Here is a 17963-nt window from a genome sequence, read left to right as displayed (position 1 = left end):
CTTACGATTAATGGGCCAGCGCCAGATGGCTTAAATCCACCGGCTGGTCGTGTTCCATGGCGTCATACAGACGGTCATAGACGCTGGCAATAATGGCCAGGTAATGTTCCAGCACCTGTTCGCGCGAACGGTTGCTGATCCGGCCGTCAACGGTACCGTCGGATGCCAGCGTTGCCTGAGCAATCAAGCGCTTATCATCACCATTGCGCGTTTCGACGTAGTACTCGATGGTGTGGTTGTTGAACCCTTCCGCCAGCGCGACATACACCTGAAAATGTTCAAACAGGACGAAGCACAGCTCTTTGTCCGGCGCGCAGCTCATCGCATGATGCAAACGCGCTTTTGACAGGGTGATGCCCTGAACCAGCGAATTGCAGTACTGGCGCCACTGATCCTGATAGCGGCGGTGACGGTCGGCGATGTAGTCCGCCTTTTCACTTATTTCCCAAATAGTCATCTCGGTCTCCCCGGTTGCATGAGATGCACCGTACAAGCATTTTCCATGCCAAATTTTAATTTGTTGATATTTAATGACTTTAATAAAAACACGGCGTGGTGCTGACATGTCGATGACATCCGTCAGCTGTCGTCATCGACAGTTGATCCGACAGTAGCGATGACCTGGCATCGTTATTGCATATATGGCCCATCGCGATACGGAGGCGACCATGCACGAAATCACTCTTAGCCAGCGGGCGCTGGAAATTATTGAACAGCAGGCGCAGCAGGCCGGCGCGCGTCGGGTTACCGGCGTGTGGCTGAAGGTCGGCGCATTTTCCTGCGTGGAAGCCAGCGCATTGACCTTCTGTTTTGAGCTGGTGTGCCGCGGCACGCTGGCGGAAGGCTGCGAACTGCATATTGCCGAACAACAGGCCGAATGCTGGTGCGAATCCTGCCAGCAGTACGTGCAACTCATCTCGCAGCACGTGCGGCGCTGTCCGCAGTGCCACAGCGACACGCTGCAGATTGTGGCGGACGACGGCCTACAGATTCAGCGAATAGAAGTGATCCCCGTTAATTCGGATTATCTCGCGGCGGCCAGCGAGCCAGCCGGCAAAGAGACAACGTGAGGATAACGGGACAGACCAGGAGTAAAACTATGTGTACAACTTGCGGCTGTGGGGAAGGCAACCTTTATATCGAAGGTGATGAGCATAACCCCCACTCGGCGTTTCGCAGCGCCCCCTTCGCGCCAGCCCCGCGCCAGACCATGACGATTACCGGCGTCAAAAGCGATAGCTTCTCCCCCACCCGTTCAGAGAGCGGCGACCTGCACTACGGCCACGGCGAAGCGGGTACCCATGCACCGGGTCAAAGCCAGCGCCGGATGCTGGAAGTCGAAATCGACGTGCTGGATAAAAACAATCGTCTGGCGGCCCGCAACCGCGCGCGCTTTGCCGCACGCGGCCAGCTGGTGCTGAACCTGGTCTCCAGCCCGGGCTCCGGCAAAACCACGTTGCTCAGTGAAACCTTGCTGCGTCTGAAAGGAAAAATCGCCTGCGCGGTCATCGAAGGCGACCAGCAGACGGTCAATGATGCGGCACGCATTCGCGCTACCGGCACGCCGGCCATTCAGGTCAATACCGGGAAGGGCTGCCACCTTGATGCGCAGATGATTGCCGATGCCGCCCCACGTCTGCCGTTGGCGGATAACGGTATGCTGTTTATTGAAAACGTCGGCAACCTGGTATGCCCGGCGAGCTTCGACCTCGGCGAACGTCACAAGGTGGCGGTGCTGTCGGTCACAGAAGGCGAAGATAAGCCGCTGAAGTATCCGCATATGTTCGCCGCCGCCAGCCTGATGCTGCTGAATAAAATCGACCTGCTGCCGTACCTCAACTTTGATGTAGAGAAGTGCCTCGCCTGCGCGCGGGAGGTCAATCCCCATATTGAAATCATTATGCTGTCCGCCACCAGCGGCGAAGGCATGGATAAGTGGCTCAGCTGGCTGGAGGCGCAGACATGTGCATAGGCATTCCGGGGCAAATCTGCGCCATTGACGGTAACCTGGCGAAGGTCGAAGTGTGCGGCATCCAACGCGAAGTCGATCTGACGCTGGTAGGAAGCGTTGATGAACAGGGGCAGCCGCGACTCGGCCAGTGGGTTCTGGTCCACGTGGGCTTCGCCATGAGCATTATTAATGAAGCGGAAGCCCGCGATACCCTTGAGGCGCTGCAAAATATGTTTGAAGTCGAGCCTGACGTGGGCGCGCTGCTGTACGGCGAGGAGCGATAATGCGTTTTGTTGATGAATATCGCGCGCCGGAGCAGGTGATGCAGCTGGTTGAACATCTTCAGGCGCGCGCGCATCTGCTGCCTCATACCGCCGGGCATCCGCTGCGTATTATGGAAGTGTGCGGCGGCCATACGCACGCCATCTTTAAATTCGGTCTCGACCAGCTGCTGCCGGAGAATATCGAATTTATTCACGGCCCCGGCTGCCCGGTCTGCGTCCTGCCGATGGGGCGCATCGACACCTGTATCGATATCGCCAGCCGCCCGGGGGTGATGTTCTGCACCTTCGGCGATGCCATGCGCGTCCCCGGTAAAAACGGCTCCCTGCTGCAGGCGAAATCCCGTGGCGCCGATGTGCGTATCGTCTATTCACCGATGGATGCGCTGAAGCTGGCGCAGCAGAACCCGCAGCGGGAGGTGGTCTTCTTTGGCCTCGGTTTTGAAACCACCATGCCCGCTACCGCGCTGACGCTGCGCCAGGCTCGCGAGCGCAACGTGGATAACTTCTTCTTTTTTTGCCAGCACATCACCCTGCTCCCGACCCTGCGCAGTCTGCTCGACCAGCCTGATAACAGCATCGATGCCTTTCTTGCCCCGGGTCATGTCAGTATGGTCATCGGTACCGAAGCCTACGGATTTATCGCCAGCGACTACCGGCGTCCTTTAGTGGTGGCTGGTTTCGAACCTCTTGATCTACTGCAAGGCGCGGTGATGCTGGTTGAGCAGACAATAGCGCAGTGCAGCCAGGTCGAAAATCAGTACCGCCGCGTGGTGCCTGATGAAGGCAACCCGCTGGCGCAAGCGGCGATTGCCGACGTTTTCTGCCTGTCCGGCGATAGCGAATGGCGCGGGCTGGGGGTCATCAACAACTCCGGCGTAGGCCTGACGCCCGCCTATCAGCGCTTTGACGCTGAAGCCCATTTTCAGCCGGCGCCGCAGCGCGTCTGCGACGATCCGCGCGCCCGCTGTGGCGATGTGCTGACCGGCCGCTGTAAGCCGCATCAGTGTCCGCTGTTCGGGCAAGTGTGTAACCCGCAAAGCGCGTTTGGCGCGCTGATGGTCTCATCAGAAGGCGCATGCGCCGCCTGGTATCAATATCGCAGTCAGGAAAATGAAGCATGAAAAGCGTCCAGTTAGCTCACGGTAGCGGGGGTCAGGCGATGCAGCAGCTGATCGCCTCCCTGTTTATGCAGGCGTTCGCCAACCCGTGGCTGGCAGAGCAAGAAGATCAGGCGCGTCTCGATCTGGCGCAGCTTACCGCTCAGGGCGATCGTCTCGCCTTTTCCACCGACAGCTACGTTATCGATCCGCTGTTTTTCCCCGGCGGCGACATCGGCAAGCTGGCAGTATGCGGCACCGCTAACGACGTGGCGGTCAGCGGTGCCCTGCCGCGCTATCTCTCCTGCGGATTTATTCTCGAAGAGGGGCTGGAGATGGCTACCCTGGAACGGGTGGTCAACAGCATGGCCCGTACCGCGCAGGCCGCTGAGATTGCCATCGTCACCGGCGATACCAAAGTCGTCCCGCGCGGCGCGGCGGATAAACTGTTTATCAATACCGCCGGGATCGGCGCCATTCCGGCGGATATTCGCTGGGGGGCACAACAGATCGCTCCCGGCGACGTCCTGCTGGTCAGCGGCACGCTGGGCGACCACGGCGCCACTATTCTCAACCTCCGCGAACAGCTGGGTCTGGACGGCGCGCTGGCCAGCGACTGTGCGGTGCTGACGCCGCTTATTCAGACGCTGCGCGCTGTTCCCGGCATCAAAGCGCTACGCGATGCGACCCGCGGCGGAGTGAACGCGGTGGCTCATGAGTTCGCCGCCGCCAGCGGCTGCGGCATTGAGCTACATGAACAGAAGCTGCCGGTGAACGAGACCGTGCGCGGGGTGTGCGAACTGTTAGGCCTGGAGGCGCTAAACTTCGCCAATGAAGGCAAGCTGGTGATAGCCGTCGCCCGGGAAGCGGCGGAGGCCGCGCTGGCGCAGCTGCAAAGCCACCCGCTTGGCCGCCACGCCGCGATTATCGGCGACGTGGTTGAGCGTACCGGCGTGCGCACGATCGGCCTGTATGGCGTGAAGCGGACGCTGGACCTTCCCCATGCCGAGCCGCTGCCGCGAATTTGTTAACGGAAAACGGCTCCCCGGATTGCGGCTAACGCCTTATCCGGGCTACCGGCTACACACGGACCTGTAGCCCGGCTAAACGCAGCGCGAGCCGGGAAAAACCAGCATCATTATCCGGCCCAAATCTGCGGGCGACCTCGGATGGGTTGGCGGCGGCAACAACCGCTTTATTAACATACTATTATTTGTGTCACCACTTTCTTACGTGCCGCTTTGCGGGTGCGTTTTGGACTTCAGTAATGTCGTATACACCATTGGGCGATTTCGGGCAGCAAGGGCTGTTCGATATCACCCGTATTTTATTACAGCAGCCTGACCTGGCGGCGCTGAGTGAAACGCTAACCCGTCTGGTTCAGCAATCCGCGCTGGCGGATCGTGCGGCGATTATTCTGTGGAACGCCGGGAACCATCGTGCGGCAAGGTACGGTTGTGACGAAGCGGGTCTGCCGGTCAGCTATGAAGATGAGACCGTACTGGCACACGGGCCGGTGCGTCGCCTGCTGTCGCGTCCCGATGCGCTGCACTGTGACATGGCGACCTTTGTCGAGGCCTGGCCTCAGCTGGCCAGTAGCGGACTCTATCCACCGTTTGGCTATTACGGCCTGCTGCCGCTGGCGGCGGAAGGCCGCATCTTTGGCGGCTGCGAGTTTATCCGCGACGACGCCCGACCGTGGACCGAGAAAGAGTTCCAGCGGCTGCATACCTTTACCCAGCTGGTTGCGGTGGTGACCGAGCAGATCCAGAGCCGGGTCAGCAACAACGTCGATTACGATCTGTTGTGCCACGAGCGCGACAACTTTCGCATTCTGGTTGCTATCACTAACGCCGTGCTCTCCCGGCTGGATATCGATGAGCTGGTTAGCGAAGTCGCCAAAGAGATTCACCACTATTTCCGTATCGACGCTATCAGCGTGGTGCTACGCAGCAACCGCAAAGGCAAACTGAATATCTACTCGACCCATTATCTCGACGCCAGCCATCCGGTTCACGATCAGAGCGAGGTGAATGAAGCCGGTACGCTGACCGAACGGGTGTTCAAAAGCAAAGAGATGCTGCTGCTCAATTTACACGAGCACGACTCGCTGGCCCCGTACGAGAAAATGCTTTTTGAGATGTGGGGCAACCAGATTCAGACGCTGTGCCTGCTGCCGCTGATGTCTGGCAATACGCTGCTGGGCGTGCTGAAACTGGCGCAGTGCGATGAGAAGGTGTTCACCACCACCAACCTCAAGCTGCTGCGACAAATTGCCGAACGGGTGTCGATCGCCGTCGATAATGCCCTCGCCTATCGCGAAATTCAGCGGCTTAAGGAGCGGCTGGTGGATGAAAATCTGGCGCTCACCGAACAGCTGAATAATGTCGAGAGCGAGTTTGGCGAAATCATCGGCCGCAGCGAAGCGATGCACAGCGTACTCAAGCAGGTCGAAATGGTGGCGCAGAGCGACAGCACCGTGCTGATCCTCGGCGAAACCGGCACCGGCAAAGAGCTGATTGCCCGCGCCATTCATAATCTCAGCGGCCGCAACGCGCGCCGAATGGTCAAGATGAACTGTGCCGCGATGCCCGCCGGGCTGCTGGAAAGCGATCTCTTCGGCCATGAGCGCGGCGCGTTTACCGGCGCCAGCGCTCAGCGCATCGGCCGTTTCGAACTGGCGGATAAAAGCTCATTATTTCTCGATGAAGTGGGCGACATGCCGCTGGAGCTGCAGCCGAAGCTGCTGCGGGTTCTGCAGGAACAGGAGTTTGAACGTCTCGGCAGCAACAAGCTGATCCGCACCGATGTCCGGCTGATCGCCGCCACCAACCGCGATCTCAGGCAGATGGTCGCCGATCGCGAATTCCGCAGCGATCTCTACTATCGTCTGAACGTCTTTCCGATCCATCTGCCGCCGCTGCGCGAGCGTCCGGACGATATCCCGCTGCTGGTCAAGGCGTTTACCTTTAAAATCGCCCGCCGCCTCGGGCGTAACATCGACAGCATTCCGGCAGAAACCCTGCGTACGCTGAGCCACATGGAGTGGCCGGGTAACGTTCGTGAGCTGGAAAACGTGATTGAACGCGCGGTGCTGTTAACCCGCGGCAGCGTGCTGCAGCTGTCGCTGCCGGAGATGAATATCGACGCGGAGACGATGACGGCCGAAGTGCTGCCGCAAGAGGGCGAGGATGAATATCAGCTGATCGTCCGGGTATTGAAAGAGAGCAACGGCGTGGTCGCCGGGCCGAAAGGAGCGGCGCAGCGGCTGGGATTAAAGCGTACAACGCTGCTTTCCCGCATGAAACGCCTGGGCATTAACAAAGATGAGCTAGTATAAGTCCTGTACTCACTTAATCAGCCACACAAGGAGATTTTATGGCGGTATCAGCACGTAACCAGCTGACCGGCACGGTCAGCGCAGTTGCCGCCGGCGCGGTCAACGATGAAGTGGAATTGACCCTCGCCGGCGGCGCAAAACTGGTGGCGATCGTCACCCACAGCAGCAAAGAGGCGCTGGGTCTGGTTGCCGGTAAAGAAGCCATCGCGCTGATTAAAGCGCCGTGGGTCACCCTGGCCACCGAGGATTGCGGCCTGAAGTTCTCCGCGCGTAATCAGTTTGCCGGGAGCGTCACCCGCATCACTGAAGGGGCGGTCAACGCGACGGTGCACATCAAAACCGACGCGGGCTTCGCTATCATCGCCGTCGTCACCAATGAAAGTCAGGAAGAGATGAAGATGGTCGAGGGCAGCCGCGTGATTGCGCTGATCAAAGCCTCGGCCATTCTCCTCGCCACCCGCGCGTAATCCGCACTCCAACGCCGCTTCACACGAAACGGCGTTCTTTGATACGTCTTGCCATTTTCCCCGCGACAGCCGGTTTGTACGGCTTTCCTCTCAGCATTTAAATAATAATCATTTTCATTTATAAATAGCCTGTGCTATATAACATAGCAATGGCTATAATAGATGATTAATTAACCACAATGATGTGAGGGATCCTATGCTGCACCTGCCGCCTCTGAAGCACCTGATCTTTACCGCTCTGCTCGGCCTGTTGGCGATCGCCCCGGCTCAGGCCAGCGAAAAATTCAAAGTGATCACCACCTTTACGGTGATTGCCGATATGGCGCAAAACGTCGCCGGAGAGGCGGCCCAGGTCAGCTCGATTACCAAACCCGGCGCCGAGATCCACGAATACCAGCCGACGCCCGGCGATATTAAACGCGCCCAGGGGGCACAGCTGATCCTCACCAACGGTCTGAACCTCGAACTGTGGTTCGCCCGCTTTTATCAGCACCTGAAAGGGGTCCCGGAAGTGGTCGTCAGCGAGGGGATTCAGCCAATGGGGATCAGCGAAGGTCCCTATAACGGTAAGCCCAACCCCCATGCGTGGATGTCGGCGGATAACGCGCTGATCTATGTCGATAACATCCGTGATGCGCTGAGCAAATACGACCCTGCGAATGCGCAGACCTATCGTCAGAATGCCGCCATCTATAAAGAGAAAATCCGCCAGACTATGGCGCCGCTGAAGGCGGAGCTGGCGAAACTGCCGGTAGAGAAGCGTTGGCTGGTGACCAGCGAAGGCGCGTTCTCCTATCTGGCCCGCGACAACGGGCTGAAAGAGCGCTACCTGTGGCCAATCAATGCCGACCAGCAGGGCACGCCGCAGCAGGTGCGTAAAACCATCGACACCATGAAGAAAGAGCATATCCCGACCATCTTCAGCGAAAGCACTATTTCAGATAAACCGGCGCGCCAGGTGGCGCGGGAAGCCGGCGCCCATTATGGCGGCGTGCTTTATGTTGACTCCCTGAGCGCCGCCGATGGCCCGGTTCCCACCTACCTGGATCTGCTGCGCGTTACGACGCAAACCATCGTCCAGGGCATCAACGATGGGATGAGGAAACAGCCATGACCGCCGATCTGCCTGGCCTCTCGGTCAACCGGGTCAGCGTAACCTATCGCAACGGCCACACCGCGCTGCGCGATGCCACCTTCAGCGTACCACGCGGCTCCATTGCCGCGCTGGTGGGCATCAATGGTTCGGGAAAATCGACGCTGTTTAAAGCGCTGATGGGCTTTGTTCGTCTGTCCCATGGCGAGATTGCCATACTTGGCCAGCCGGTTCATCGCGCGCTGCGCCAGAACCTGGTGGCCTATGTCCCGCAATCAGAGGACGTTGACTGGACCTTCCCGGTACTGGTGGAGGATGTCGTCATGATGGGCCGCTACGGACATATGGGCTGGCTGCGACGGGCCAAAGCCCATGACCGGGAAGTGGTTGATGCGGCGCTGGCCCGCGTCGGGATGAGCGACTATCGCCACCGGCAAATCGGCGAGCTGTCCGGCGGACAGAAAAAACGGGTGTTCCTTGCCCGCGCCATCGCTCAGCAGGGCAAGGTCATTCTGCTGGATGAGCCGTTTACCGGCGTTGACGTCCAGACCGAAACCCAGATCATCACCCTGCTGCGCGAGCTGCGCGACGACGGCTGTACCCTGCTGGTTTCGACCCACAATCTCGGTTCGGTCAGCGAGTTTTGCGATTACACGGTGATGGTCAAAGGCACCGTGTTGGCCAGCGGACCGACGGAAACAACCTTTACCGCTGCCAACCTCGAACTCGCTTTCAGCGGCGCGCTGCGCCACGTGGTGCTCAGCGGCGGAGAAGAGCAGATTATCACCGACGATGAACGGCCGTTTATCAGCCGTCGGACGACGGGAGGAGAAGGATGAACTGGCTAATCGAGCCCTTCGGCTATCAGTATATGCTGAATGCGATGTGGGTATCGGCGCTGGTGGGCGGCGTGTGCGCCTTTCTCTCCTGCTACCTGATGCTGAAAGGCTGGTCGCTGATTGGCGATGCCCTCTCCCACTCCATCGTACCGGGCGTGGCGGGAGCGTATATGCTCGGCCTGCCCTTCGCCGTCGGCGCTTTTCTCTCCGGAGGACTGGCGGCGGGCAGCATGCTGTTTCTCAACCAGCGTTCGAAGCTCAAAGAGGATGCCATTATCGGTCTGATTTTTTCGTCGTTCTTCGGTATCGGGCTGTTTATGGTGTCGCTCAACCCAACCTCGGTAAATATCCAGACCATTATTCTCGGCAATATCCTGGCGATCGCCCCGGAAGATATTATTCAGCTGGCGGCCATCGGCTCGATTTCAATGGTGATTCTGCTGCTGAAATGGAAAGACCTGATGGTGACCTTTTTCGATGAGAGCCACGCCCGATCCATTGGCCTGAACACCACCGGGCTCAAGCTGTTGTTCTTCACGCTGCTGGCCGCCTGTACCGTGGCGGCATTACAAACCGTGGGCGCCTTCCTGGTCATTTGCCTGGTAGTCACTCCGGGAGCGACCGCCTGGCTGCTGACCGACCGCTTTCCACGCCTGCTGGCGATTGCCGTCGCTATTGGCAGCCTGACCAGTTTTTTCGGCGCCTGGCTGAGCTACTATCTGGATGGCGCAACCGGCGGCATTATCGTCGTGGCCCAGACCTTGCTCTTTCTGGTGACCTTTGTCTTTGCTCCCAAACATGGCCTGCTGGCCAACCGCCGTCGCGCCAGGGAGGGATCATGCTGCTGACCACGCTTCTCGAACCGTTCCAGTTTTCGTTTATGGTCAACGCCATGCTGGTGGCAGCCATCGTCGCCATTCCCTGTGCGCTGCTGTCGGTTTTTCTGGTGCTGAAAGGCTGGGCGTTGATGGGGGATGCCATGAGCCATGCGGTCTTTCCCGGCGTGGTGGTGGCCTATATTGTCGGGATCCCGTTCGCCATTGGCGCCTTTGTTGCCGGGCTATTCTGCGCCATCGCGACCGGCTATCTCGACGATAACAGTCGCATCAAGCGCGATACCATTATGGGTATTGTCTTTTCCGGGATGTTTGGCGCCGGGCTGGTGCTGTATGTCGCTATTCAGTCCGAAGTCCATCTCGACCATATTCTGTTTGGCGATATGTTGGGGATTTCCGCCAGCGATATTGGGCAAACGTCGACGATTGCCCTGGTGATTGCGCTGATTATCGGGCTAAAGTGGCGCGACTTTCTGCTACACGCCTTCGATCCGCATCAGGCTAAAGCCAGCGGATTACGCTGCGGCCTGCTGCACTACGGACTGCTGTGCATGATTGCCCTGACCATCGTGGCGACGCTCAAAGCGGTGGGGATTATTTTGTCAATCTCGCTGCTGATTGCTCCCGGGGCCATTGCTCTGCTGCTGACCCGGCGTTTTATCAGCGCGCTGCTGCTGGCGGTGGCGATTGCCGTGAGCTGTTCGCTGGGCGGCGTGTGGCTATCGTTTTACCTTGATAGTGCCCCGGCGCCGACCATCGTGGTGTTGTTTACCGCGCTGTTTATTATCACCTTTGTCTGGACGTCGGTTCGCGACAATCAAACCCAGGCGACGTCCGCAGAGACCCCGGGTAGCGGCTGACGCCTTACCCGGGCGACCGAACCGCCAGACCGCACGCATTGTCGCCCGGCTAAGCGCTGCGCAAGCCGGGAAAGCCACCGCTACTTTTTAGGCCGGTATTTTTCCGGAAGCTCCGGCACGGGACGCCGGTCATCAATCAGGTGGCGAATCGTCAGAATCGGGTGACGCCAGAGCATTCGCGGCCCCGCCCAGCGCATGATCTGCTTCATTTCTTCGCGTTTTGCCGGCTGGTAGCAGTGGACCGGGCACTGCTTACAGGCCGGCTTCTCTTCGCCAAACACGCATTTATCCAGCCGCTTATCGGCATAGGCGTTCAGCGCCTGGTAATGCTCCACGTCAGCCTGCGCGTCCGGGCAGCGGCGCTGATAGAGCGAAATCATGCTGCGGATAGTCTTTTTTTCCCGGTCGATGCGTTGACCCGCCATTGCGCTTCCCCATCAATAAAGATGCAAAAATAATACACCTTTATGACCTCTGGCGCAGCCGTTTTCCCCTCTCGCTTACGCCGGGTCGGCAGACTTATCGAGGTGGCCCAGCGACTTCTCGGGGAAACAGACATCCCGTACCCGGCGCTTGAGTTCAGCCGCATCCGGGAAACCCTCATCCTGCTTGCGGTCCCAGATTTGTACGTCGTCGACGGTAATGGTGAAGATGCCGCCGGTGCCCGGGACCAGCGTGACCGAGCCGATATCGGTACTGAACGTATGCAGCAGCTCCTGAGCCATCCAGCTGGCGCGCAGCATCCAGTTGCATTGAGAGCAGTAGTTGATCGTAATCGCGGCTTTGTGACTCATGACTTTCTCGCTGTATCTAAAAGGGCTGATTGTAAACAAATTGCAGATTAAATGGGGAATACATGATTATTTTGTTGCAAACGATAATACCTATCATTACCATTCGCAATCAATAATCATGGAGAAACAGAGTCCGCTAACGGAAGCAACGGGACTCACCTGCAAATCTGGAAGTAACGCGTGAGCCGATACTAATAATTATCAAGGCGTGGCTACTATGTACAAATCCACTCAATCACCGGCCTGGTTTAAGAAAAGCCTGCTGGTGACTTCGTTGCTTGCAGCAATCTATCAGACGACCGCCGGGGCAGCTGATACCACCGCACACACCACCACCAGCGACACCTCATCGGATAGCTCCGAGCAGATGACCGTCACCGCACCCGCTCCCCTGCTCAAAGCCGGCAGCGAACATTCGGTCAGCGCGCAGGAGCTACAGGACAAAGGGGCCAAAGATTTTGGTTCCGTCATGCGTTACGAACCGCTGATCGGCGCGACCGGCGCCAGCGGCGGCTCGGGTAATGGTAAAAGCGGCTTCGACCGCGGCGGCTATACCGGTTATAACATTCGCGGGCTGGAAAGCAACCGCGTCGGGATTGATGTCGACGGCATCGCGCAGCCGGATGCGACAGGGCGCGGCTACGTCGGCCGTGCCGGCCTGAATACGTTTGGCATCGGTCGCGATTACATCGACCCGTATATGTACGGCAGCATCGATATTCAGTCCGGTGCCACCTCGACTGAAACCGCCAACACCTCTATCGGCGGCAACGTCTCCTTCCAGCCGAAATCTGCCGATGATTATCTGCGCCCGGGAAAAACCAGCGCCTTCGGCTACCGGAGCGGCTACGACTCTGCCGACCGCAGCTGGCATAACGGCGTGACGGTGGCCGGCGGAGATGAAACCCTACGCGGCATTTTCGTCTACAGCCGCCGCGACGGCCAGGAAACCCAAAATAACAGCGATAAGATTGACGCCTATCCGGCCAACTGGCACTCCGATGCCTTTATGGCCTCCGGCATCTGGCAGCCAAATGATGAACACAAGCTGACCAGCACGCTCGACTACTACCATAAAACCAACCACACCCACTTTGACAGCTGGGATAGCAGCGGCAACAGCATCATTGGCGATGCCAACCAGACCAGCCAGACTCGTCGCTGGGGCATCAGTCTGAAAGACGACTGGACGCCAATGAATGACTATCTCGACAGTATGTCGACCAAAGTCTACTACCAGCACACCGAGGCCCATGACTGGACCTGGATGCCGGACAGCACCACCGGATCGATGGAAACGGTCAACTCTGACTACGATACCGACACCTGGGGTATTCAGACCGCGCTGGCGAAATCCATTGGTCGCCACGACCTGAGCGCCGGGCTCAACGCCAGCACCACCAAAACCCAGCGCCCGTTCAGCCAGTCGCCGGTCCCGAGTATCTACAGCGAGATCATGCAGCCGGAAGCCGACAGCCGGGGCTACACCCTTGGCGGCTTCGTTCAGGATAAGATCAACTTCGATCTCGACAGCCACAACTTTGCGGTGATCCCGGGCGTGCGCGTGGTGCATCAATCCACCAAACCGGAGAATCTCGGCGATCTGACCACCAACAGCAGCGTGCTGACGGAGTCCTCCGTCGCCAGCCTGTACGGTAAAAACTCCGATACTCAGGTGCTGCCGTCCCTGACCTTCCAGTACGATATCACTCCGCGTACCATGACCTACCTGCAGTATAAACGCGGCGCCGAGTTCCCCAACGCCAGCCAGCTGTACGGCTCCTGGAACCTCGGCTCCAGCTACGCCGGACGAGCGCAGTATGCGCTGATTGGTAACACCGATCTGAACACGGAAACCAGCGACAATTTCGAATGGGGCTTAAAAGGCGAAGTGGTCGAAGGGATCACGATGCGTACCGCCCTGTTCTACAACAGCTATAAGAACTTCATCGCCTATAGCCGCTACACCCGTTCCGGCAATCCGGACCACTTCACCAACGTCCCGTCGAATATCTATACGATTTATCAGGCGGAAAACCGCGATAAAGCCTATATCTACGGCGGCGAAATCAGCGCCAAATTCAACTTTGGCACCTGGTTTGAAGAGGTTAACGGCCTGAGCGCGACGCTGGCCTACGGCTATAGTGAAGGGAAATCGAAATCCAGCTATCTCGGCGACAAATACATCGACCTCGACAGCGTGGCGCCGATGAAGGCTATCGTCGGCGTAGCCTGGGACGATCCGGCGAAACGCTACGGGACCGCGTTGACCGCCACCTTCGTGAAAGGTAAGCAGGCCAGCGCCACCAACCGCGAAAGCTATACCAACACGGGTTCCGCCATTACCGACTCCTCCAGCGAATACATGCGCGTGCCTGGCTACGGCATGCTGGACCTGACGGCCTGGTGGCAGGTGGCGAAAAACGTGCGTATTAACGGCGGCGTTTACAACATTACCGATCGACAATACTGGGATTACCTGAGCAGCCGCAATATTGAGACGTCGACGAATCAGGACGCCTACGATAAAGCGCTGGCGACAATGCCGGGCCGGACCTGGCAACTGGGCGTCAACGTCGATTTCTGATAGCCCGGAGAATAATAAACCCCATGGATTTCAGCATGCCAAGCGGCAGCAGCAGCGTGGGTCGCGATACGCAGACTCAGGCCGGCAGTGCAACGTCCCGTTCGCAACATGCTGAAAGACAGCGGGGATGAACCTGCTCCCCGGTCACGGCCGGGGATATTCATCGTAGAGAAGGATGTGAATCATGCAACACAACGCAAACGAACTGTGGCAGCGCTATCAGGCCGCCAAAGCGCAGGCTTCCGCTAAATATGCCCGTGATATCGCCGCTGAAATGGGCATTAGCGAAGCGGAATTAACCGCCGCTCGCGTTGGCCACGATGCCGTTCGCCTGCAGGACGACATGCGGGCAATCATCGCTGGACTGGAAAGCGTCGGCGAGACCAAATGCATCTGCCGTAATGAATATGCGGTGCATGAGCAGGTGGGCCAGTTTACCCACCAGCACCTTAGCGGCCATGCCGGGCTGGTGCTGAACCCGCGCGCACTCGATCTGCGCCTGTTCCTCAGCCAGTGGGCCTGCGCCTTCCACCTGAGTGATAACGGCCGCCAGAGCATTCAGTTCTTCGACCATCACGGCGACGCGCTGTTGAAAGTCTATGCGACGGCTCAAACCGATATGACGGCGTGGGAAGCGCTGATTGCGGGGCAGACCCATGCCGCCCCGACACCGTTGGCTATCCGCCCCGTTGATGCCCCCCGCTATGCCGCTTCCGCCGACGGCGCGGCGCTGGAAAATGAATGGCGCGCCATGACCGACGTCCATCAGTTCTTCGGGCTGTTGCGAAAATATAACCTCTCTCGCCAGCAGGCTTTCCGTCTGGTCAGCGATGACCTGGCCTGCCGCATTGACCACGATGCCCTGCCGCACCTGCTGGAAACCATTCGCGAAGAGGGCAATGAGATCATGATTTTTGTTGGCAACCGCGGCTGCGTGCAAATCTTTACCGGCGCCCTGGAAAAGCTGGCCCCGATGCGCGGCTGGCTCAACATCTTCAATACCACCTTCACCCTGCACCTGCGCGAAGACAGTGTTGATGAAGTCTGGGTAACGCGTAAGCCGACCTCGGATGGCCACGTCACCAGCGTGGAGCTGTTTGCCCATGACGGTACGCAAATCGCCCAGCTATACGGCCAGCGTAGCGAAGGCCATCCGGAGCAGGCGACATGGCGTAGCCAGGTTGACCGTCTGACGACGGAAGGACAGAGCGCATGAAACGCTGGCTGATGTTATTTGCCGCTCTTCCCCTGTTTGCGCATGCCGCCGCAGAACGCATCATCTCTCTGGGCGGCGATGTCACAGAAATCGTCTATGCCCTGGATGCACAGCAGCAGTTGGTCGCTAAGGACAGTACCAGCACCTGGCCTGCTGCCGCGCGATCGCTGCCGGACGTCGGCTATATACGCCAGCTGAACGCCGAGGGGATCCTGTCGTTACGCCCGACAATCGTCCTGGCGAGCGCGCAGGCCCAGCCTTCGCTGGTCCTGCAAAAGGTAGAGGACAGTCGGGTAAGAGTGGTTAATATCCCGGGCGGTAACGATCTGTCGGCGATTGATAAAAAAATCGTCGCGGTTGCCGACGCGCTGGGTAAGCAGGCTGAAGGTGACGCCCTGCGCCACACCGTTGCCGCACAGATAGCGCAGATCCCCACGCAACCAGTCGGCAAACGGGTGCTGTTTATTCTCAGCCACGGCGGAATGAACACGATGGTCGCCGGGCAAAAGACTGCTGCCGATGGTGCTATTCAGGCCGCCGGGCTGCAGAACGCGATGCAGGGATTCGACCATTATCGCAGCATGTCTCAGGAAGGCGTGATCGCCAGCCTGCCGGACCTGGTGGTGATCTCCGCCGACGGGCTTAAAGGTATGGGCGGTGAAGCCGGCTTATGGAAACTGCCGGGGCTGGCGCAAACGCCTGCCGGTCGCCATAAACAGGTGCTGGTGATTGACGATATGGCCCTGCTCGGCTTTGGACCGCGGACGCCGCAGGCGGTCAGCGAGCTGAGGAAAAAAGCGGAGCAGCTCCCCTGATGCGCTCCACTCTCTCTCGCCATCTGTGGTTAATGACGCTGCTGCTGGTGAGCCTGACGCTGTTCGCGACTACCCTCGGCGCAATGCCTCTGCCGCTCGCCAGTCTGTGGCCGCCGGGGGATGAGGTGCTGCGCCATATCTGGCTCACCATTCGTCTGCCGCGCGTCCTGCTGGCGCTGCTGGTCGGCGCCGCGCTGGCGCTCTCCGGCTGCGTCATGCAAGGGCTGTTCCGCAACCCATTAGCCGATCCCGGCCTGCTGGGGGTCAGCAGCGGTGCAGCGCTGGCGGTGGCCTGCTGGCTGGTTCTGCCGCTGTCCGTTCCGGCGCTGGTGGCGCTGTATGCTCCCATGCTGGCGGCGTTTATCGGCAGTATCGCAGTCATGGTGGTCATTTTTATCCTCAGCCAGGCGAATGAGGGTTCGCTATCGCGCCTGCTGCTGGTCGGGATCGCCATCAACGCGCTGTGCGGCGCGCTGGTGGGGGTGCTGGCCTGGATAAGTAACGACACCCAGCTGCGCCAGCTGTCGCTGTGGGGGATGGGCAGCCTCGGCCAGGCGGAGTGGTCCACGCTGCTGGTCGCGGCCACCTTAATCTTTCCTGCTTCGCTGATCATCTGGCTAATGGCTTCCCGCCTCAACCTGCTACAGCTTGGCGATGAAGAAGCCCACTACCTGGGGATTAACGTCCGGGCCGTGCAGCGTCTGCTGCTACTGTGCAGCGCGCTGCTGGTGGCCTCTTCGGTGGCAATCAGCGGCGTGATTGGCTTTATTGGCCTTGTGGTACCGCACCTGATACGAATGTGGCTGGGGCCGGACCACCGCGCGCTGGTGCCAGGATCGCTGCTGGCCGGGGCGATCTTACTGCTGCTGGCCGATACCCTTGCCCGCACCGTCGCCGCACCAGCCGAAATGCCGGTGGGTCTGCTGACCAGCATGCTCGGCGCACCGTGGTTTTTGTGGTTAATTTTCCGCCAGCAAAGGACGACATATGGATAATCGTGATAGCACCTGGCGCGCCACGTCACTCTCTCTGCTGCTGGGCAAACGCCGGATCATCGATGATGTGTCGGTCCGGCTGTCCGGTGGAGAGATGACCGCGCTGATTGGCCCAAACGGCGCCGGTAAATCAACGCTGCTGCGGCTGTTGACCGGTTTCTTATCCCCAAACGACGGCGAACGTCATGTAGAAGGACGTTCGCTGGAACACTGGTCGTCGGAAGCGCTCTCTCGCCGCCGGGCGGTGATGTTGCAACGTACGCAGCTCCATGCCGACTGGCCGGTGGAAACGGTCATCGCCATGGGACGCTCGCCATGGGGTAAAAATCCGGACCCACAGATGATTCAGCAGGTGATGGCGGAAACCGGTTGCGACCACCTGGCGGGCAGGCGCTATCCTTCGCTTTCCGGCGGCGAACAGCAGCGGGTGCAGTTGGCCCGTTGCCTCGCTCAGCTGTGGCATGACGACGCTCCACGGGGCTGGCTGTTTCTCGACGAACCGACCTCGGCGCTGGATCTTTACTATCAACAGCATCTGCTGCGTCTGCTAAAACGGCTGACCCGCAGCGGCCAGCTGCACGTCTGCGTCGTACTGCACGACCTCAATCTCGCCGCGCTTTGGGCAGACCGCATTCTGCTCCTCCATCAGGGAAAGCTGGTGGCCGAGGGAACCCCTCAGGAGGTCATTCGCCAGTCGGTTATCAGCCGCTGGTACGGGGCTGAAGTGCGAATGGCTGAGCATCCCGATATTGCCGTCCCGCAGGTATATCTGGCGCCGTGAGTTGATGA

At 59.2% G+C, this 17963-nt stretch carries 19 protein-coding genes; 16 read left to right on the top strand and 3 right to left on the bottom strand.

All coding sequences use genetic code 11. The annotated features are described in order from the left end of the window. Positions 1-7 precede the first annotated feature (7 nt). Entirely contained in the window at positions 8-457 is a 450-nt protein-coding gene (gene hycA / locus AC007G_RS07405) for a formate hydrogenlyase regulator HycA (RefSeq protein WP_032691080.1), read from the bottom strand. A gap of 211 nt (positions 458-668) precedes the next feature. On the opposite strand from hycA, the gene hypA reads away from it, so the two are divergent. The 11 genes from hypA (at position 669) to sitD (ending at position 10767) form a co-directional block, all read left to right on the top strand. After that, entirely contained in the window at positions 669-1070 is a 402-nt protein-coding gene (gene hypA, locus AC007G_RS07400; protein WP_046853524.1) for a hydrogenase maturation nickel metallochaperone HypA, read from the top strand. A 29-nt stretch (positions 1071-1099) separates the two neighbouring features. Next, entirely contained in the window at positions 1100-1972 is an 873-nt protein-coding gene (gene hypB / locus AC007G_RS07395; RefSeq protein ID WP_046853523.1) for a hydrogenase nickel incorporation protein HypB, read from the top strand. Further along, positions 1963-2235 (top strand): HypC/HybG/HupF family hydrogenase formation chaperone, encoded by a 273-nt coding sequence (locus tag AC007G_RS07390; protein WP_004866894.1) that lies wholly within the window; start codon positions 1963-1965, stop codon positions 2233-2235. The genes hypB and AC007G_RS07390 overlap by 10 nt, the downstream gene beginning before the upstream one ends. Further along, positions 2235-3356: a hydrogenase formation protein HypD gene (gene hypD / locus AC007G_RS07385; protein WP_032696773.1), complete on the top strand. Its 1122-nt coding sequence runs from the start codon at positions 2235-2237 to the stop codon at positions 3354-3356. Before AC007G_RS07390 ends, hypD begins: the two co-directional genes overlap by 1 nt. Then, entirely contained in the window at positions 3353-4363 is a 1011-nt protein-coding gene (gene hypE / locus AC007G_RS07380) for a hydrogenase expression/formation protein HypE (RefSeq protein ID WP_032690984.1), read from the top strand. Before hypD ends, hypE begins: the two co-directional genes overlap by 4 nt. Before the next feature lie 236 nt (positions 4364-4599). Beyond that, the gene (gene flhA, locus AC007G_RS07375) at positions 4600-6672 is read left to right on the top strand and encodes a formate hydrogenlyase transcriptional activator FlhA (protein ID WP_142629821.1); all 2073 of its coding nucleotides are present in this window, start codon (positions 4600-4602) and stop codon (positions 6670-6672) included. 38 nt (positions 6673-6710) lie between these two features. Next, on the top strand, positions 6711-7139 hold the full coding sequence (locus AC007G_RS07370) for a TOBE domain-containing protein (protein ID WP_142629823.1): 429 nt from the start codon (positions 6711-6713) through the stop codon (positions 7137-7139). 196 nt (positions 7140-7335) lie between these two features. Beyond that, positions 7336-8253 carry a metal ABC transporter substrate-binding protein gene (locus AC007G_RS07365; RefSeq protein ID WP_032690981.1) on the top strand — a complete coding sequence of 306 codons (918 nt, stop codon included), beginning with the start codon at positions 7336-7338 and terminating at the stop codon, positions 8251-8253. After that, entirely contained in the window at positions 8250-9071 is an 822-nt protein-coding gene (locus AC007G_RS07360; protein ID WP_032690980.1) for a manganese/iron ABC transporter ATP-binding protein, read from the top strand. The genes AC007G_RS07365 and AC007G_RS07360 overlap by 4 nt, the downstream gene beginning before the upstream one ends. After that, the gene (sitC, locus tag AC007G_RS07355) at positions 9068-9919 is read left to right on the top strand and encodes an iron/manganese ABC transporter permease subunit SitC (RefSeq protein ID WP_032690979.1); all 852 of its coding nucleotides are present in this window, start codon (positions 9068-9070) and stop codon (positions 9917-9919) included. The genes AC007G_RS07360 and sitC overlap by 4 nt, the downstream gene beginning before the upstream one ends. Beyond that, entirely contained in the window at positions 9910-10767 is an 858-nt protein-coding gene (gene sitD / locus AC007G_RS07350) for an iron/manganese ABC transporter permease subunit SitD (RefSeq protein ID WP_162180070.1), read from the top strand. Before sitC ends, sitD begins: the two co-directional genes overlap by 10 nt. An 80-nt stretch (positions 10768-10847) precedes the next feature. Here the strand turns inward: sitD and AC007G_RS07345 are convergent, their stop codons facing one another. Further along, positions 10848-11192 (bottom strand): nitrous oxide-stimulated promoter family protein, encoded by a 345-nt coding sequence (locus tag AC007G_RS07345; protein WP_032690978.1) that lies wholly within the window; start codon positions 11190-11192, stop codon positions 10848-10850. 75 nt (positions 11193-11267) lie between these two features. Next, complete coding sequence (locus AC007G_RS07340) at positions 11268-11561, bottom strand: Rdx family protein (protein WP_004866911.1); 294 nt, start codon at positions 11559-11561, stop codon at positions 11268-11270. A gap of 217 nt (positions 11562-11778) precedes the next feature. Between AC007G_RS07340 and AC007G_RS07335 the strand changes: the two genes are divergently transcribed. The 5 genes from AC007G_RS07335 to AC007G_RS07315 all read left to right on the top strand — a co-directional run bounded on the left by AC007G_RS07335 (position 11779) and on the right by AC007G_RS07315 (position 17955). Continuing rightward, positions 11779-14148 carry a TonB-dependent receptor domain-containing protein gene (locus AC007G_RS07335; RefSeq protein WP_032696770.1) on the top strand — a complete coding sequence of 790 codons (2370 nt, stop codon included), beginning with the start codon at positions 11779-11781 and terminating at the stop codon, positions 14146-14148. 184 nt (positions 14149-14332) lie between these two features. Continuing rightward, entirely contained in the window at positions 14333-15364 is a 1032-nt protein-coding gene (locus tag AC007G_RS07330; protein ID WP_032690976.1) for a hemin-degrading factor, read from the top strand. Beyond that, on the top strand, positions 15361-16179 hold the full coding sequence (locus tag AC007G_RS07325) for a heme/hemin ABC transporter substrate-binding protein (protein WP_032690975.1): 819 nt from the start codon (positions 15361-15363) through the stop codon (positions 16177-16179). The genes AC007G_RS07330 and AC007G_RS07325 overlap by 4 nt, the downstream gene beginning before the upstream one ends. Next, positions 16179-17174, top strand: a complete 996-nt coding sequence (locus AC007G_RS07320; RefSeq protein ID WP_032690974.1) for a FecCD family ABC transporter permease — start codon at positions 16179-16181, stop codon at positions 17172-17174. Before AC007G_RS07325 ends, AC007G_RS07320 begins: the two co-directional genes overlap by 1 nt. Further along, on the top strand, positions 17167-17955 hold the full coding sequence (locus AC007G_RS07315) for a heme ABC transporter ATP-binding protein (RefSeq protein ID WP_032696768.1): 789 nt from the start codon (positions 17167-17169) through the stop codon (positions 17953-17955). Before AC007G_RS07320 ends, AC007G_RS07315 begins: the two co-directional genes overlap by 8 nt. Positions 17956-17963: the final 8 nt, after the last annotated feature.

Source organism: Klebsiella sp. CSG-1 (assembly GCF_056521145.1).
The sequence above is the reverse complement of the archived record's forward strand: the minus strand, read 5'-3'. Positions and strand labels throughout refer to the sequence as shown.

What these genes read in the sequence shown, in the direction of transcription:
- hycA (WP_032691080.1), bottom strand. Translation starts at nt 457, where the DNA reads ATGACTATTTGGGAAATAAGTGAAAAGGCGGACTACATCGCCGACCGT.
- hypA (WP_046853524.1), top strand. Translation starts at nt 669, where the DNA reads ATGCACGAAATCACTCTTAGCCAGCGGGCGCTGGAAATTATTGAACAG.
- hypB (WP_046853523.1), top strand. Translation starts at nt 1,100, where the DNA reads ATGTGTACAACTTGCGGCTGTGGGGAAGGCAACCTTTATATCGAAGGT.
- AC007G_RS07390 (WP_004866894.1), top strand. Translation starts at nt 1,963, where the DNA reads ATGTGCATAGGCATTCCGGGGCAAATCTGCGCCATTGACGGTAACCTG.
- hypD (WP_032696773.1), top strand. Translation starts at nt 2,235, where the DNA reads ATGCGTTTTGTTGATGAATATCGCGCGCCGGAGCAGGTGATGCAGCTG.
- hypE (WP_032690984.1), top strand. Translation starts at nt 3,353, where the DNA reads ATGAAAAGCGTCCAGTTAGCTCACGGTAGCGGGGGTCAGGCGATGCAG.
- flhA (WP_142629821.1), top strand. Translation starts at nt 4,600, where the DNA reads ATGTCGTATACACCATTGGGCGATTTCGGGCAGCAAGGGCTGTTCGAT.
- AC007G_RS07370 (WP_142629823.1), top strand. Translation starts at nt 6,711, where the DNA reads ATGGCGGTATCAGCACGTAACCAGCTGACCGGCACGGTCAGCGCAGTT.
- AC007G_RS07365 (WP_032690981.1), top strand. Translation starts at nt 7,336, where the DNA reads ATGCTGCACCTGCCGCCTCTGAAGCACCTGATCTTTACCGCTCTGCTC.
- AC007G_RS07360 (WP_032690980.1), top strand. Translation starts at nt 8,250, where the DNA reads ATGACCGCCGATCTGCCTGGCCTCTCGGTCAACCGGGTCAGCGTAACC.
- sitC (WP_032690979.1), top strand. Translation starts at nt 9,068, where the DNA reads ATGAACTGGCTAATCGAGCCCTTCGGCTATCAGTATATGCTGAATGCG.
- sitD (WP_162180070.1), top strand. Translation starts at nt 9,910, where the DNA reads ATGCTGCTGACCACGCTTCTCGAACCGTTCCAGTTTTCGTTTATGGTC.
- AC007G_RS07345 (WP_032690978.1), bottom strand. Translation starts at nt 11,192, where the DNA reads ATGGCGGGTCAACGCATCGACCGGGAAAAAAAGACTATCCGCAGCATG.
- AC007G_RS07340 (WP_004866911.1), bottom strand. Translation starts at nt 11,561, where the DNA reads ATGAGTCACAAAGCCGCGATTACGATCAACTACTGCTCTCAATGCAAC.
- AC007G_RS07335 (WP_032696770.1), top strand. Translation starts at nt 11,779, where the DNA reads ATGTACAAATCCACTCAATCACCGGCCTGGTTTAAGAAAAGCCTGCTG.
- AC007G_RS07330 (WP_032690976.1), top strand. Translation starts at nt 14,333, where the DNA reads ATGCAACACAACGCAAACGAACTGTGGCAGCGCTATCAGGCCGCCAAA.
- AC007G_RS07325 (WP_032690975.1), top strand. Translation starts at nt 15,361, where the DNA reads ATGAAACGCTGGCTGATGTTATTTGCCGCTCTTCCCCTGTTTGCGCAT.
- AC007G_RS07320 (WP_032690974.1), top strand. Translation starts at nt 16,179, where the DNA reads ATGCGCTCCACTCTCTCTCGCCATCTGTGGTTAATGACGCTGCTGCTG.
- AC007G_RS07315 (WP_032696768.1), top strand. Translation starts at nt 17,167, where the DNA reads ATGGATAATCGTGATAGCACCTGGCGCGCCACGTCACTCTCTCTGCTG.